Consider the following 14,798-nt stretch of genomic DNA (forward strand, 5'->3'; position numbering starts at 1 on the left):
TGCTCCGTTTCTTGGTGGTGGTACTTCAAGAGTACGGGAGGGCCATTTTTGCGATCGCTGGCCACACCATCCACCATAGGGACAATTCTGGGGGGAGAACAGCTTTATCGCATCCTGCTCTTAGAAAGTTGACCTGGATCAGCTCACTATCTGTACCTTCGAGCCTGCAAGATTGGCCCGTGAATACTGGTGACCACAACGGGATCTTTCAATACTCTCCCCCCAGAATTGGGGGATCGAGGGGCCAACGCAAGATTGGGCGCTATTCATGCAAAAGGTCTAATGAGTAGTGGTGACCAGCAGCCTTAGATATTTTGTCTTTTTTGGCCTCTTTGGCCGTAGAGATGTATCGAAAAAGCGAGCTTGATTACCAGGGTCCTGTGAAAGTCTGATTTTCCCGTCTTTAAGTTCTACCATCCGTCGTTAGCAAAGTCTAAAGCAGATCTGTTACAAGGGTTGAGAGATGAGCCATTGATGCTCGTCCCTGTCAACAGGTTACCTTTATGGAATTTTTATCGGATACGGTTGTGCTGTCGCGGATGCAGTTTGCCCTGACAGCGATTTTTCATATGCTCTGGCCCGTCCTCTCTACGGGAATGGCCATTTATCTGGTGGTGATTGAAGGGTTGTGGTTAAAAACCCGCCAGCGAGACTATTACCTCCATGCCCGCTTTTGGGCCAAGCTCTATGTTCTAAATTTCGGCATTGGCGTGGCCTCTGGCTTACCGATGGAGTTTCAATTTGGCACCAATTGGGCACCCTTCTCAGAAGCGGTGGGGGACTTTTTTGGCAGCATCCTCGGGTTTGAAGGGGCGATGGCCTTTATGCTGGAGGCGGGATTTCTGGGGATTATGCTGTTTGGCTGGGATCGAGTCCCGCCCTTGATGCATTGGCTGGCCACGATCATGGTGGCCTTTGGGGCGAATCTTTCCACCTTTTGGATCCTAACGGCGAATTCCTGGCTACAGACCCCCGCTGGTGGCGAGTTTGTGGCGGGCAAGTTTATCGTCAGCAATTACTTTCAGGCAATTCTCAATCCCTTTATGCTGAATAGTTTTCTGCATATGTTTTTTGCCACCCTGGAAACTTCCTTATTTGTAATTGGCGGCATTAGTGCTTGGTATATCCTCAACCGTCGTCATCCAGAATTTTTTGTGCGATCGCTAAAAGTGGTGCTTGTGATCGCACTGATTGTAGCCCCCCTGCAAATCTTTATTGGTCACCTCAGTGCTGAGCAGGTCTATCATTACCAGCCCTCGAAGTTGGCGGCGATGGAGGCCCAATGGGAGACTATCCCCGCTGGCTCCTCCCCTGCCTGGAGTCTAGTAGCCTTACCCAATAATCAGGAAGGGCGCAATCAGTGGGAAGTCAAAGTGCCCGGTATGCTCAGCTATCTATTGGAGTTAAAACCCACTTTATCGGAGCCTGTTAAAGGCTTAAAGGAATGGCAACCGCAGGATCGGCCCCATATGGTGGGGTTAATTTACTATTCTTTTCGGATTATGAGTGGGATTGGTGTGTTCTTAGCAGGCCTAATGGGGTTTAGTCTGTGGCGGTGGCTGCGAGGCCAGCTAAAGGCTGAGGCAATTTCTAACCAAAAACTGATGCTGTGGGGATGGCTTTTTGCTGCCCCCTTGGGCTATGTGGCGGTGGAATGTGGCTGGATTGTCCGCTGTGTGGGACGGCAACCCTGGACCGTCTATGGTGAGCTGCGCACCGCCGATATGGCCACCCCCCTCCCAGCACCAGAGGTGTTAACCTCCCTATTGGGATTTGCTGGCATGTATAGCCTGTTATTTGTGGGGGCGCTGTATTTTGGCAGTCGGATTATTCGAAAAGGTCCAAATTTAGACTTGCCCTTACCGCTAACCATTAGCCAAGACAACCTAGAGCCAATGCAGCATCAGCCCGATCAGCGTCCAGTGGAAGCCCAGCAGTAGAAGCCCAATAGTAGAGGAGCCGTTATGGAAGCATTAGAGCATTTTCTGCCTCAGGTGTGGTTTGTAATTCTGGGGCTGTTTTTGTTTCTGTACGTCACCTTAGATGGCTTTGATTTGGGGGTAGGGATTTTGTCCTTAACAGCTTCAGATGAAGAAAGCCGCAGTATTTTGATGACCAGTTTGGGCAATATTTGGGATGCCAACGAAACCTGGCTGGTGCTGGTGGGCGGTACGCTGTTTGGCGCGTTTCCCTTGGCCTATGCCACAGTGCTGCATGCTTTATATATTCCCGTTAGCGTGATGGTGGGTGGGTTAATCTTACGGGCCATTGCCTTTGAGTTTCGGGAAAATTCAGTCCGCAGTAAACGGCTGTGGAATCTTGCTTTTGGTGCTGGCAGTTTCTTGGCTGCCCTCGGCCAGGGATTTGCCGTAGGAACGGTGTTTGAGGGCATCGCGGTAGATGCCGCAGGTCACTTTGTGGGCGGCATTTGGGATTGGCTAAGCTGGAAATCAATCCTGGTGGCGCTGACGCTAATTCAAGGCTATGTGCTGATTGGTTCTACCTATTTAGTGATGAAAACCACGGGAGCGCTGCAGCAAACTCACTATAAAACGGCTAAATTGGCGGCGGTCACCACATTTTTAGGTGCAATCTTTATTACGGTGAGTACACCTATCTTTTATGAACCGATCCGCGATCGCATGTTTGATCTGCTCTACCTTTTTGCCGCCATCCCGCTCTTAGGCAGCGTATTAGTGGCCTTATTGTTACGCAGTCTAGGCCAGGAGCAAGAGCGCATGCCCTTTGTGTGGACAGTCCTAATTTTTCTGCTCTCCTTTGTGGGATTAGGGTTGATTATCTTCCCGTACATTATCCCCCCACAAGTTACGATTTATCAGGCAGCAGCGTCTCCCAGTGCCCTCGTTTTCATGATCATATTTATTGGTTTTTTAATTCCAATTATGTTGTTCTACAACATCTACAACTATGTGGTCTTTAGAGGAAAAATCACCCAAGCTCATGAAGGAGATTGAGTGATGAGGCAACCATGTTCTAAAGTGCAGAGGGTTTACATCAGCAAAGCAAATTAATCATATTATCTCGAAGGATATATTAGGATAAACTGCACAATATCCTCCTTGGAATTCTAGTGGATATCTCTCACCGTAATATCTACAATCTTTTTGTCTTCACAAAAGATCTCAACATTCTTGAAAGTGCTATTAAACAGGATTTTATCGTATCGAGCCGTCACCCATGTGACAACTTGTGGCCAAATTCCAGGTTGCTGTACAAGAATCAGATCCAACAGCAGGATATCAGGATTAATCCCTTGAGGTTCTTTAGGATACAGCATAGCCAAAACACCTGGGTTACTGACTTGCACCTCACCAATCACATGAAAATCATCGGGTTTTGGCAGCATTAAGTTGTTCCAAGCATACCAGTCTCGGGTGGGAACACCTTTACATAATAAGACACATCTTTTCTCAATAGATTGAGTACTCATTATATTCTCCTAACTGACAGTAAAAACGTTTTAAATAACCTCCAAACTTATACCATTCAAAGATCAAAACATCTCGCATGGCATTAGTTTTTTGTTGGTTATTTCCAAATACACTTGTTTACTCATCAACTAAAAGCTAGGAAGATTCGGCATCTGAAATATATCTTTAAATCCTGGAGCTGGTAGACAAGTATCAAGCTGGAAATACAATCCTTGATCACCTTGCCTGTAGTCGATCCGGTCATTTCTTGGCAGAATTCTCTTGATATAAAAAAGAGAATTTATCCATCATTGATCTATTTAACACTGGGTAATTTTTTAAAGCATAAAAGTATGAATAAGAGAATATTCAAATGAGACCAATGTAGCGTAGTTCTTTCTCATTCCTAATTTTACTGTCAAAGAATCAGAGATTCACTTCATGATGATGCCGAGGTTGGCACTCCAAAAGTCGGTCCCCCTAAGATCGGCATTGCTGAGGTTAGCCATGCTGAGGTTAGCATTACTGAAGTTGGCATAGCTGAGATCAGTATTGCTAAGGTTGGCATGGCCGAGGTTGGCATGGCTGAGATCAACCGCTCTCAGGTATGCATGGCTGAGGTTGGCATAGCTGAGAAAGGCGTTGCTGAGGTTGGCGTTGTCGAGGTCGGCATGGCTGAGGTTGGCGTTGTAGAAGCTGGCACTACTGAGATTTGCTCTGCCGAGATTTGCATTATGGAGGTTGGCGTTGCTGAGGTTGGCGTTGCTGAGGTTGGCGTTATCGAGGTTAGCGCTATTGAGATTTGTATTTTGGAGGTATGCATGGCTGAGGTTGACGTTGTTGAGGTTGGCATCGCGGAGGTTAGCTTTGCAGAGGTTGACCTGAATATCTGAATTATCCCTACGCCATTGATTCCAAGCCTCAGGGCCACTCAGTAGGATTTCCAGTAAATCTAGACCACCTGAACCAATCCCAGTCCTAACCATAATCTCTTCCCCTCAGAAACTGTTTTTCGGCATCTACCCTCTTTACTCAATATAAACCTCATCCTCATAGCCCCTCCCCGTTAAATCCTGACCTTGCTTTCTCTTCAAGGCCATCGGTTAGCGAGTAATGCGCAGAATCTTATCTCGTTCTGCTGGACACCAACCCCGGCCATCGCAATTACTCGTCGTCACATATAAGTCACCATCCGGTCCCATAACCGCTTCTCTCAAGCGCCCTTGCTGACCTTGTAAATAGATTTCATGCTGCTGCAACTGCCCTGATTGTGGATCAATTACAATCCGCTGCAACTGCTTGGCCCCTAGTGCCGCCACCATAAAGCTACCTTTCCACTCTGGGATTGCCTGGCCTGTGTATACCGCAGCACCGCCAGGAGGAAGGGCCTGACGCCAGGTAAGGGTAGGAGGAACCAATCCAAGTTTAGCGTCACATCGATAGACTGTGGGCCACCCCAAATTATCTCCCGCTTGGGCAATGCTCACTTCATCATGCCCCGAACGGCCCAACTCACCACTGGGACCGTGATCGCTCACCCAAAGGGTGGATGGATTCATCCAATCAAATCCCTGGGTATTGCGAATCCCCGAAATATAGACTGGATTATTTGAAAAAGGATTATCGGCGGGGATCTGTCCTTCTGGAGTAACCCGCAATATCTTACCCGCTAAACTGTTGACATCTTGAGACAGGTCAGGATCTCGGGCATCACCCGTGCCAATATAGAGCATTCCATCTGGGCCAAACCGGATTCGTCCACCGTTATGAAATCGAGCAACGGGGATGTTGTCGACAATGATGCGATCGCGCGTCGCCTGCACTCCATCCTCAGACAACCGCCAACGTTCAACCCGATTCACCGATCCAGCTTCTGCGGAGGCCGTAAAATAGATATAGAAGAACCGATTCTGGGCAAAGTCAGGGTGGGTAGCGATTCCCAATAGTCCCCCTTCGCCACGATCACTGACGTTGACGGTGGCAATGGGCTGGGGACGCAGTTGCCCCTTTTGCACTAATCGAATCCGACCGGGCCGCTCCGTCACCAACATCTCATCCTTGGGCAAAAAAGCAATTCCCCAAGGCACCTCTAGCCCCGTTACCACTTCTTCCACTCGCACCTGCACCGTTCCCTGAGGACCGAAGCCGTCATCCACCAAGGTGCATGCCGATCCAGTTTGGGCGGTCTCAGCATCCGATTGGGAAACAAGGGATGTTTGCCCGACTTGTGGGGCTGTACAGGCCACTGCGCCCATCAAAGTCAGCGCTATTCCCTGCGTGAACAGTTTGGGTGAATTGATCATTGTCAAGGTCTATCCTGCTTAAACGCTATTTCAGCAATCGGGTGGATGATGGAGCCGGTATAACAATACCTTCGCCAGCTAAGGATATGAGCACTAGGTATTAGTCAAGAGGGCTTTCGATAGGACACTTGGAATTACTCTTAATCCAGTATCGCTAAAGCCCATGATTGAAATCCTAACGCTTTTAGATTGCCTGTAGCCTGAGCAATTAAGCAGCATTATCAGCGCCGTGTTGGCCATGAGGGTCGTGTGCCGATGCTAGGTCTATCCCGCTGGGCGGGCAAGGGAGATAGCTATCGGAACGTCCAGTGTTTTTTCTACACAACCATCTGCTGTCCCAACCTCCTCTGGGTATTTTTGCGTCAACACGGTTGGCGTCGCCATGATACCTATCTTCATCGTGGGAGATAAAGTCGTGGTGACCAAATCTGGCAAACACACCTATGACCTAGGTTGCTTTTTTGAGTTTGTATCAGCCAACCATTCCTGGTCTCGCATTCTTTGACTTATCGTTAGTGAGCATCAAACCAGGTCATACCTACCCAGTATTTATTGAGTCGGTGATTCACCCCTCAGCCTCACCCCCTTCCCAAAGCTCGGAAGAAACGGGGTCGGCCCACAGACTCCAAAAATAAAGACAAAATACTTGTGAGCCTTAATCAAGAACTGCTGCACATCAAAAGCATGATCACGACTTTGCTGGAGCTGGTGTTTGGGAGCATATCACCGACTCATCTGGCCCTTGATGCTCCCTGTGGCAACAACTATGCCGTGCAAATGGACTGCCGGATGAGACTTCATTAGGTCTCCAAATTGCGCTATGACTCAGCCTTGTATTTGCCCTACCCTAGAGCATTCCATCAATGAGATCTCGATAATTCCATTCGAGCGGGCGAGTCTTTTGCTTGGGAGGCAGAACCGTAGGTAACAGCGGTTCCAGGAGTTCCTATTCTAAATCGCTCAGACTGCTGGCATAAGCCATAGGACTTAGAATGGACGACACTTACCATTGTCGAGACTGTACCAAAAGATGTCAAATGGGTTCTATAGAGACTTTATTAAGGCATTAAGCCTGTTGCGATAAATTTTTTCTGCATATAGTCTAGCAGGATAAGTCTATATTTCCAGTCCTGATTTATCTTGCGGCTCAAACATAAAGTTCAAGATTATAGTGGGGAATAGTAGAAGAAACGATTGCAAGTGTGGGGGGATATTTATGTATGGTCTAGTCAACAAAGCAATCCAAGAAATGGTCTGTGATCACTACGGTGCAGAAACATGGAAAGCCATTAAAACAATAGCCGAAACTGAAGCCGACAACTTTATTAGCTTAGAGAGCTATCCCGATGACCTCACACATCGTCTGGTCAAATCTGCCAGTCAAGTATTACAGCGTTCTACAGCAGATATTATGGAGGACTTTGGCAAATATTGGGTAGAATTCACCGGCCAAGAAGGTTACGGTGAAATGATGGACCTAGCAGGCAATGATTTACCCGAATTTCTAGACAATTTGGATGATTTACATAGTCGGCTGGGGGTGATTTTCCCCAAGATGCAGCCTCCTTCCTTCCAATGTAGCGACCAACAGTTAAACACCTTAAACCTACATTATTATTCTCATCGGCAAGGCATGGCTCCCATGGTATCAGGACTGTTGGAAGGACTAGGGGAACGATTTACCACCTGCGTAGAAGTGACCCAAACCCAAGATCGAGAACAGGGAGCTGATCACGATGTGTTCTCAGTCACCTATCAACGCTAGTGCCTTATTATCTGCCGTTCAACATAATCTGCCGCCGGAGCAATTTGCAGCAGCTTTTCCATTCCATTTCGTCCTCAACGAAAAGCTAGAAATCATTCAGGCTGGCACCTCTCTCCAACATCTCATTCCAGATATTTGGGGAAGTCAGTTTCAGCAACAATTCGATATTCAAAGACCGCCACTACAGCCAACATTTGCCAGCCTCAGCAACCCCTGTCGCTCTCTCTTGATTTTGGACTGTTTAAAGGTCAGCATGCAATTGCAAGGACAAATGATGCATGTTGTTGATACCAACTTGATTTTTTTTCTCGGCTCTCTTTGGGTCACGGAAATCCAAGAACTTAAAGCATTAAATTTAAAGTTAAACCACTTTGCCGTGCATGATCGGGTATCCGATTTCCTCTTTCTTCTGCAAGCTAAAAATACTGCCTTAGCAGAAGCCCATAAACTGGCCGATGAACGCGCTCAAAAACTAGTGGCTGCCAAGGAAATGGCTGAAAGCGCCAATCTTGCCAAAAGCACCTTTTTGGCCAATATGAGCCACGAACTGAGAACACCACTGAATGCAATTCTAGGTTTCTCACAATTGCTCAGCCGTGATGCGAGTCTAACCTCTGCCCATCTTAATAAGCTGAGCATTATTAATAACAGTGGTGAGCATCTATTAGCCTTACTCAATGACATTTTAGAGATGTCTAAAATTGAATCAGGGCAGATCGTATTAGAGTCAGCTATTTTTAACTTACATCACTTTCTAGAAGGCCTCTATAATCTATTTCAACAACGAGTTTTTTCCAAAAAAATTGCACTTCAATTTCAATACTCAACAATCGTCCCTCAATATATTCAAGCTGATGCCAAAAAATTGCGTCAAGTTTTAATTAACCTACTAGGCAACGCCATTAAATTCACAGAAGAGGGACAAGTCCAACTCACCCTCCTCTGTTCCTACCCTGAAGCATCAAGAGAAGATACTTCTGAAACAGGCTCTTCGTGCCTACTATCCTTCTCCGTACAAGATACTGGGCCAGGCATTTCCGCCGCAGATCAAGAGCATATTTTCCACCCCTTCTATCAAACTGAAGTGAGTAAACAATCGCATCAGGGCGTACATGGGACAGGCTTAGGATTATCGATCAGTCGCCAATTTGTGCAATTGATGGGAGGCGAATTATCCGTTTCTAGCCAGGTCAACCAGGGAGCAACCTTCTCTTTTGCGATTCCCGTTATCGTGAGTTCGACCCATCCCCTCCCACCATCACCAGAACAGCGGGTGCTACAAGTTCATCCTCATCAACCGATCTTTCGCATATTAGTAGTGGAAGATCATGCTGATAACCGATGTTTATTAGTGACTTTGCTGGCAACCATCGGCTTTTTAGTGAAATCTGCCCAAAATGGCCTTGAAGCTATCGAGATATGGCAAGATTGGCATCCTCACTTAATTTGGATGGATATAAAAATGCCTGTTATGGGTGGCTTAGAGGCAACCCAGCAGATTAGAGAGACCACCCATATCCCACAGCCGATTATTATTGCACTGACGGCCAATGCCTTTGAAGAAGACAAAGAGAAAGCACTCGCTTATGGTTGTAATGACTTTCTACATAAACCCTGCAATGAAGCCGTACTTTTACAAAAAATGACCGAACATCTTGGGGTGAAATACTTGTATGAGGAATTAACCACACCGCTCACCTATAGCGATTCCCTATCTCTCCCCAAGCAACAGGATCTCAAAGCTAAGTTGATCTCAACCATGTCCACAATGTGGCTGGAGCAGCTGCAGCAACAAGCCATCAATTTGGATACGGATGGCATTAAAAAGTTATTGAATGATATTAGCCCTGAACATCATGATTTGAAAGATGTACTCACCTCATTGGCAGATAACTACCGCTGTGATGTGATTCTTGAACTAACCCAAATGTGAATGCACTGCTATCACCCACGCCAGGATGGTGATGTCTAAATCAAGGTTACCTATCAAGGAATCACCATCACTGGGCAGGGCGCAAGATTAATCACGCGGTTACTCACACTTTCTGCAGCCCCTTCCTCAGTTAGGCCCACGCCCCGGCACCCCATAACAATCAAGTCCGCATTAATCTCATCGGCGAAATCACAAATACAAAAAGCGGGTCTTCCTTTTTGCTTCATGGTTTCAGCAGCAATCCCCCAATCGGAAAAGGCGATCTTGGCATTTTGGAGCAGCTGATCAATAGCTTGGCCGTCAGGCATATTTCCCTCAGCTGCCTCAGCTTCAGCTTCCACTGAGAGAATAACCAGTTTACCATTGCAGAATTTGACGACCTCGGCCACCTTCTCAGCAGCATCCTGAGACGCTCGACTTTGATCGATAGGGAACAAAATCGTCTTAAACATGAAGCTCTACTCCAGGGTACGGACTCCGGTAAAATATGGACGGCACGGAATCAGTTCACATTAACAACCAACCCGACCGACAACAGTTTGAGTGTGGGTTTATCCCAATCATCATCATGCCAACACCCCATGCGCTCTGCCATGGAGGGTAATAAAACGCAATAGACGCATTTAGGAGATTTTTACTGTGTCCAAGAAGACAATAGCCAATTTAACATCAGCCGATTTATCCGGTAAACGGGTGCTTGTACGTGCCGACTTTAACGTGCCCCTAGACGGCGATGGCAAAATCACTGACGATACCCGCATTCGGGCAGCTCTGCCAACGATTCAAGATTTAACCTCGAAGGGAGCCAAAGTCATCCTTGCCAGCCACTTTGGCCGTCCTAAGGGCCAAGTCAATGAATCCATGCGTTTGACACCTGTCGCCGCTCGCCTGTCTGAATTGCTCGGTCAGCCCGTGACCAAATGTGATGACTGCATTGGAGATGAGGTCGCGGCGAAAGTCGGAGCGCTGCAAAATGGTCAAGTGGCTCTGCTCGAAAACGTTCGATTTCATGCTGGCGAAGAAGCCAATGACCCAGAATTTGCCCGTCAATTAGCCTCTGTCGCTGACTTATATGTCAATGATGCGTTTGGTACCGCACACCGCGCTCACGCCTCTACAGAAGGGGTTACCCATCACCTCAGTCCGTCTGTAGCCGGTTATTTGATTGAAAAAGAGCTGAAATATTTGCAAGCTGCGATTGAGAGCCCACAGCGTCCCTTGGCTGCAATTGTTGGCGGTTCCAAGGTCTCCAGTAAAATTGGTGTGATTGAAACCTTGCTTGACAAGGTAGACAAGCTGCTGATTGGTGGCGGCATGATCTTTACCTTCTATAAGGCTCGTGGCTTAGCAGTCGGTAAATCTTTGGTTGAAGAAGACAAACTGGATTTAGCACGTTCTTTAGAGGCTAAAGCCAAAGAAAAAGGAGTGGCGCTTTTACTGCCTACTGATGTGGTAGTCGCCGATAATTTTGCAGCAGATGCGAATGCCCAAACGGTTAGCATTGATGCGATTCCCGATGGTTGGATGGGCTTAGATATTGGCCCTAACTCCGTGAAGGAATTCCAAGCGGCCCTCTCAGATTGCAAAACAGTGATTTGGAATGGACCGATGGGTGTGTTTGAGTTCGATAAATTTGCTGCGGGGACTGATGCTGTAGCCCATAGTTTAGCCGCGATTACTGGCACTGGGGCAGATACAATCATCGGTGGCGGTGACTCCGTAGCTGCGGTTGAAAAAGTGGGTGTCGCCGAGAAAATGAGCCATATTTCCACGGGTGGAGGGGCTAGTCTAGAGCTGCTAGAGGGTAAGGTCCTCCCTGGAATTGCAGCGCTGGATGAGGCATAAAGACTCTGAGATTATACCTATCTAGTTAAAAAGGCCAAAGAGGTGTCCATAGGGGCACCTCTTTATTTGAATGCTTGTGGTGATGCTCAGATGGTCATACCAAGAAAAGATGACCCAGATCTATCTCTTAGGTTTTCTCGGTAATAGCCGTTTGAGATTGAGATTGAGATGGTTGTGCTTTAGGACTCCACGGTAACCCTGCTAAAGTCGCTTCATTCGATAAAATCGATAGCATCGCTCCCCCTAATAACAGGAGAGGAAACGGTAAGGTTAGGTGGTGGAGCCAATCTAGTCCCCTAGCCAAAGCTAGGAGGAGGAGAAAGCTAATCAGCCAAATACGCATAACAGGTTCTCAACCCACTACGTTGCTAGAATTTCTGGTCAGGATTAAAAGGGACAAGGGCTTTTGTTACAGTATGGCCCTGGTCAGCAGCCGACTGCTCAGTTTTTGGGGAGCTAGACGGGTACTCTTTAGTTCGAGCTTTTTGAATCGCTAATTCCTGGAGAGACTGTAAGAACCGCTCTTGCAGCTCCAAAGATTCAAAATCAAGATCAATGGCTTCGCCGTAGGTATCCAGCTTACTCCAATAGAGGCGGCCCAGCGCAATGGATAATTCTTGATATGAGAGTGTTTCCCAACGATCGAGATGGGGAAACACGGGCAGCTGAGGCGGTGGAAGTTCATCTGCTGCGGCTTCAGGCGTGAAGAGTGCAGGGGGCAAAATCAACCCTGGCGAAATTTGCAACCGAATTGGGGGAGTCTCTTTCGGCAGGACAGGAAGCTGGGGTAGAGCCGATTGAACATGCTGTGCGGGTTTATCTGGCTTGGCTGTTTGCTCAATGTCATCTGTGTGATCGATCGGAGTATCAGCAAGGATATTGGGCGCTTGTTCTAACGCCCCATCCAGAAGGTTTGCCTCCACCGATAAATCGCCCTCAGATTGCGTAATCTCGTCCAAAAAGGAGATATCGTTGATGCTTTCAAAAATGCTTTCCTCACAAGACGCGAGGGGCGTAAGGGGGGGATCTAGATGGAGATTATTCCAAGCCGTCTGCGACGTAATATCTGCTGATTGAAGGGGGGATAGGAAGTTGGCACTCTGTAACGCTTGTGGGTGAGATTCGAGGGGCTGATGGAGGGCGTCAAGAAACTCCCAGTCTCGATCGAGATCAATTTCTTGCTCTAAGACTTGCAATTGGATGCAATGGCGATCTAAGTCAGTAGCAGAACGTTGTGCCTCAATATCCACCAAACAGCTAATACTCCAACGCCCTTGGTGGAGAAACGTGGAGGGTAAAACCTCTATTCTGCCTTGGGAATCGGTGCGCAGGAGTTGCTGCTGGACGACTTCTTGCCAAATGCCATCCTGGACATACTGATGACGAATGTGGACTTGGATGGGGCAGTCCGCCTCGCTAGCTTGAGCAATGATCTGATATCGGCCCACTAAAATCTCAACGGTCGAAGACTCTAATGGTAACCAGGCAAAATCACCTTCTTTCTGAATCAAAAATTCTAAGTCCACTGTCATCTCAGTTTATGTCCTACTCCACACAGCCACAGTTCAAGGATCCATATTTCTCAGAAATTGTCAAGGGACTGCAACTTGCAGCACAGTTTAACCGATCCTGGTGCCGAATGGAGGATGATTAGGTAGAAAGTTTAGATCTAGCAGCCACCATCCTAGTTTGAAGCTGATCAGCCTGGGTATTAAGATCGTTTTGAGATAAGGATTCCTGCTCTCCTGAGGTCAGCCATTTAAGCTGAACGGTGCGATCGCAAGCTTCTGTCTCACCTAAAATTAAGCAGGCCACAGCCCCACTGCGATCGGCTCGCTTGAGTTGCTTGCCAAAGGCACTACCGCTTAAGTCCATTTCCACAGAAAACCCTTGTTTTCGCAAATTTTGGCAAATCAGTAAGGCTTGGGCTTCTGCCGCTGCCCCCCGTGCCACACAGTAAAAATCTAAAGATTGATTTAAGGTAATCTGGGCATCTTGCAAGAGCAAAATCAGCCGCTCCATACCAATCGCCCACCCCACAGCCGGAGTCTCGGGTCCCCCCAACTCAGCCACCAGGCGATCATATCGGCCTCCACCACAAACCGTTGCCTGATTGCCAAGTCCATCTAACTCAAACTCAAAGGCAGTATGCGTATAATAATCTAACCCTCTCACCAAACAGGGATTGAGTTGGTAGGCGATGTCTAGATCGGTAAGGAGCTGCTGCACGCGATCAAAGTGCTGCTTGGAGTCCTCACCCAAATAATCCAATATATTAGGCGCTGTTTGGGCAATTTCTTTGGTTTTTGGGTCTTTACTATCCAGAATTCGTAAAGGATTACGCTGCAGGCGATCTTGGGAATCGGGATCCAGGTCAGTCTTGTATTGATTGAGATAGTTGACCAAGGCGTCTCGGTACTGCTGTCGATCTGCAGCGGTCCCTAGAGAGTTCAGTGATAGCGTCCACTGAGGTACACCCAGAGCTTGGAGGAGTTGAGAAGCAATCGCAATCACCTCTGCATCCGCACGGGGATCAGTGCTCCCCAAAGACTCCACCCCAATTTGATGAAACTGACGCTGTCGTCCAGCCTGGGGCCTCTCGTAGCGAAACATAGGACCGATATACCACAGCCGCTGCACACCCCCTTGGGCATACAGTTTATGTTCAATGTAGGCCCGTACGGCACCAGCCGTGCCTTCAGGGCGGAGAGTAATAGAGCGATCGCCACGATCCTTAAAGGTGTACATTTCCTTGCCCACCACATCCGTGGCTTCGCCAATTCCTCGCTCAAAGAGGTTGGTTTGCTCAAAGATTGGCGTTCGGAGTTCTCGGTAAGCAGCTTGGTGCAGAAGTTCACGAGCGGTTGCTTCCACATGCTGCCAATAGATCACTTCCTCTGGCAGAATATCGCGTGTCCCCCGTGAGACTTGAATGGATCCCATAAAAAATTATCCTACGCAGCTTACCGACTTCAATATACTGACACCTCAAGACTAGTCTGTACTGAGATGAAGCGCTCAACCTATTTTGCAGCCAAAAATATCGATATGCTTAGCACTCTCGCTCTATCAAAATGGTCTAAAGATGCAGCCCAGACAAGGCTGAATCGCCTATAGAATAGCTTAGCTAAGCTCGCATAAGTTCGATCATCAAACAGCACTTATCATTAGCATGGGTGCTGTTTGATGCCCTAACAAACGCAACCTCCAGTGTGCCAAAGCCCATGCCAACAGGCGTAACTTACGATTGCAGGAGGCAGAAGTTTCGGGAAATGTACGATCTCAGCATCTGACGCCAGCTGGGGATGGCCTTCACGCGATCGCGAAGCCGTAACTTGTCGCAATGACAGCAGAGACCATGTAGCCTGTGCTCAGCTCAAGTCTTCCCAACGGTCTATGGCTTCTTCCTCCATAGCAGCAACAAAATCAGCCACGTTCGATCCATAAATCCCCCAGCTGTTGACCCCGCCAATTTCCACAAGCTTAGGTTCGCCAGCATGTATCCCAATGTCAATAGTCAG

The 14,798-nt window shown here is 47.8% G+C and carries 12 protein-coding genes; 5 read left to right on the plus strand and 7 right to left on the minus strand.

All coding sequences use genetic code 11. The annotated features are described in order from the left end of the window. The first annotated feature begins 503 nt into the window (after positions 1-503). Both Q0986_RS06100 and cydB read left to right on the plus strand, forming a co-directional pair. Positions 504-1,940: a cytochrome ubiquinol oxidase subunit I gene (locus tag Q0986_RS06100; RefSeq protein ID WP_299405988.1), complete on the plus strand. Its 1,437-nt coding sequence runs from the start codon at positions 504-506 to the stop codon at positions 1,938-1,940. A 24-nt stretch (positions 1,941-1,964) separates the two neighbouring features. Next, positions 1,965-2,975 (plus strand): cytochrome d ubiquinol oxidase subunit II, encoded by a 1,011-nt coding sequence (gene cydB, locus Q0986_RS06105; RefSeq protein ID WP_299405992.1) that lies wholly within the window; start codon positions 1,965-1,967, stop codon positions 2,973-2,975. A 113-nt stretch (positions 2,976-3,088) separates the two neighbouring features. On the opposite strand, the gene Q0986_RS06110 is transcribed toward cydB, so the two are convergent. From Q0986_RS06110 to Q0986_RS06120, 3 genes are all read right to left on the minus strand, one after another. Continuing rightward, positions 3,089-3,451: a hypothetical protein gene (locus tag Q0986_RS06110; protein ID WP_299405996.1), complete on the minus strand. Its 363-nt coding sequence runs from the start codon at positions 3,449-3,451 to the stop codon at positions 3,089-3,091. 414 nt (positions 3,452-3,865) lie between these two features. Then, complete coding sequence (locus tag Q0986_RS06115) at positions 3,866-4,417, minus strand: pentapeptide repeat-containing protein (RefSeq protein WP_299406000.1); 552 nt, start codon at positions 4,415-4,417, stop codon at positions 3,866-3,868. 117 nt (positions 4,418-4,534) lie between these two features. Then, positions 4,535-5,734, minus strand: a complete 1,200-nt coding sequence (locus Q0986_RS06120) for a PQQ-dependent sugar dehydrogenase (RefSeq protein ID WP_299406004.1) — start codon at positions 5,732-5,734, stop codon at positions 4,535-4,537. A gap of 1,216 nt (positions 5,735-6,950) precedes the next feature. Between Q0986_RS06120 and Q0986_RS06125 the strand changes: the two genes are divergently transcribed. Together Q0986_RS06125 and Q0986_RS06130 are read left to right on the plus strand one after the other, a co-directional pair. Beyond that, positions 6,951-7,499, plus strand: a complete 549-nt coding sequence (locus Q0986_RS06125) for a heme NO-binding domain-containing protein (RefSeq protein WP_299406008.1) — start codon at positions 6,951-6,953, stop codon at positions 7,497-7,499. Further along, positions 7,471-9,432, plus strand: coding sequence for an ATP-binding protein (locus Q0986_RS06130; RefSeq protein WP_299406012.1), 1,962 nt, complete (start codon positions 7,471-7,473; stop codon positions 9,430-9,432). Before Q0986_RS06125 ends, Q0986_RS06130 begins: the two co-directional genes overlap by 29 nt. Positions 9,433-9,485: 53 nt before the next feature. Here the strand turns inward: Q0986_RS06130 and Q0986_RS06135 are convergent, their stop codons facing one another. Continuing rightward, positions 9,486-9,884, minus strand: a complete 399-nt coding sequence (locus Q0986_RS06135; protein WP_299406017.1) for a universal stress protein — start codon at positions 9,882-9,884, stop codon at positions 9,486-9,488. 187 nt (positions 9,885-10,071) lie between these two features. Between Q0986_RS06135 and Q0986_RS06140 the strand changes: the two genes are divergently transcribed. After that, on the plus strand, positions 10,072-11,277 hold the full coding sequence (locus Q0986_RS06140) for a phosphoglycerate kinase (RefSeq protein WP_299406022.1): 1,206 nt from the start codon (positions 10,072-10,074) through the stop codon (positions 11,275-11,277). 127 nt (positions 11,278-11,404) lie between these two features. Here Q0986_RS06140 and Q0986_RS06145 read toward each other — a convergent pair whose 3' ends face one another. From Q0986_RS06145 to hisS, 3 genes are all read right to left on the minus strand, one after another. Beyond that, on the minus strand, positions 11,405-11,620 hold the full coding sequence (locus Q0986_RS06145) for a hypothetical protein (protein ID WP_299406027.1): 216 nt from the start codon (positions 11,618-11,620) through the stop codon (positions 11,405-11,407). Between the two features lie 25 nt (positions 11,621-11,645). Then, the gene (locus Q0986_RS06150; protein ID WP_299406030.1) at positions 11,646-12,809 is read right to left on the minus strand and encodes a hypothetical protein; all 1,164 of its coding nucleotides are present in this window, start codon (positions 12,807-12,809) and stop codon (positions 11,646-11,648) included. Positions 12,810-12,927: 118 nt separating this feature from the next. After that, positions 12,928-14,220 carry a histidine--tRNA ligase gene (gene hisS / locus Q0986_RS06155; RefSeq protein ID WP_299406034.1) on the minus strand — a complete coding sequence of 431 codons (1,293 nt, stop codon included), beginning with the start codon at positions 14,218-14,220 and terminating at the stop codon, positions 12,928-12,930. Positions 14,221-14,798: the final 578 nt, after the last annotated feature.

Origin of the sequence: Acaryochloris sp. IP29b_bin.148 (genome assembly GCF_028285565.1) — a bacterium.
Taxonomy (GTDB): domain Bacteria; phylum Cyanobacteriota; class Cyanobacteriia; order Thermosynechococcales; family Thermosynechococcaceae; genus Acaryochloris.

Bases quoted from the DNA above. Each gene is read 5' to 3' on its own strand.
- Q0986_RS06120 (WP_299406004.1), bottom strand. From the start codon at position 5,734: ATGATCAATTCACCCAAACTGTTCACGCAGGGAATAGCGCTGACTTTG.
- hisS (WP_299406034.1), bottom strand. From the start codon at position 14,220: ATGGGATCCATTCAAGTCTCACGGGGGACACGCGATATTCTGCCAGAG.
- Q0986_RS06135 (WP_299406017.1), bottom strand. From the start codon at position 9,884: ATGTTTAAGACGATTTTGTTCCCTATCGATCAAAGTCGAGCGTCTCAG.
- Q0986_RS06125 (WP_299406008.1), top strand. From the start codon at position 6,951: ATGTATGGTCTAGTCAACAAAGCAATCCAAGAAATGGTCTGTGATCAC.
- Q0986_RS06130 (WP_299406012.1), top strand. From the start codon at position 7,471: ATGTGTTCTCAGTCACCTATCAACGCTAGTGCCTTATTATCTGCCGTT.
- cydB (WP_299405992.1), top strand. From the start codon at position 1,965: ATGGAAGCATTAGAGCATTTTCTGCCTCAGGTGTGGTTTGTAATTCTG.
- Q0986_RS06100 (WP_299405988.1), top strand. From the start codon at position 504: ATGGAATTTTTATCGGATACGGTTGTGCTGTCGCGGATGCAGTTTGCC.
- Q0986_RS06110 (WP_299405996.1), bottom strand. From the start codon at position 3,451: ATGAGTACTCAATCTATTGAGAAAAGATGTGTCTTATTATGTAAAGGT.
- Q0986_RS06145 (WP_299406027.1), bottom strand. From the start codon at position 11,620: ATGCGTATTTGGCTGATTAGCTTTCTCCTCCTCCTAGCTTTGGCTAGG.
- Q0986_RS06150 (WP_299406030.1), bottom strand. From the start codon at position 12,809: ATGACAGTGGACTTAGAATTTTTGATTCAGAAAGAAGGTGATTTTGCC.
- Q0986_RS06115 (WP_299406000.1), bottom strand. From the start codon at position 4,417: ATGGTTAGGACTGGGATTGGTTCAGGTGGTCTAGATTTACTGGAAATC.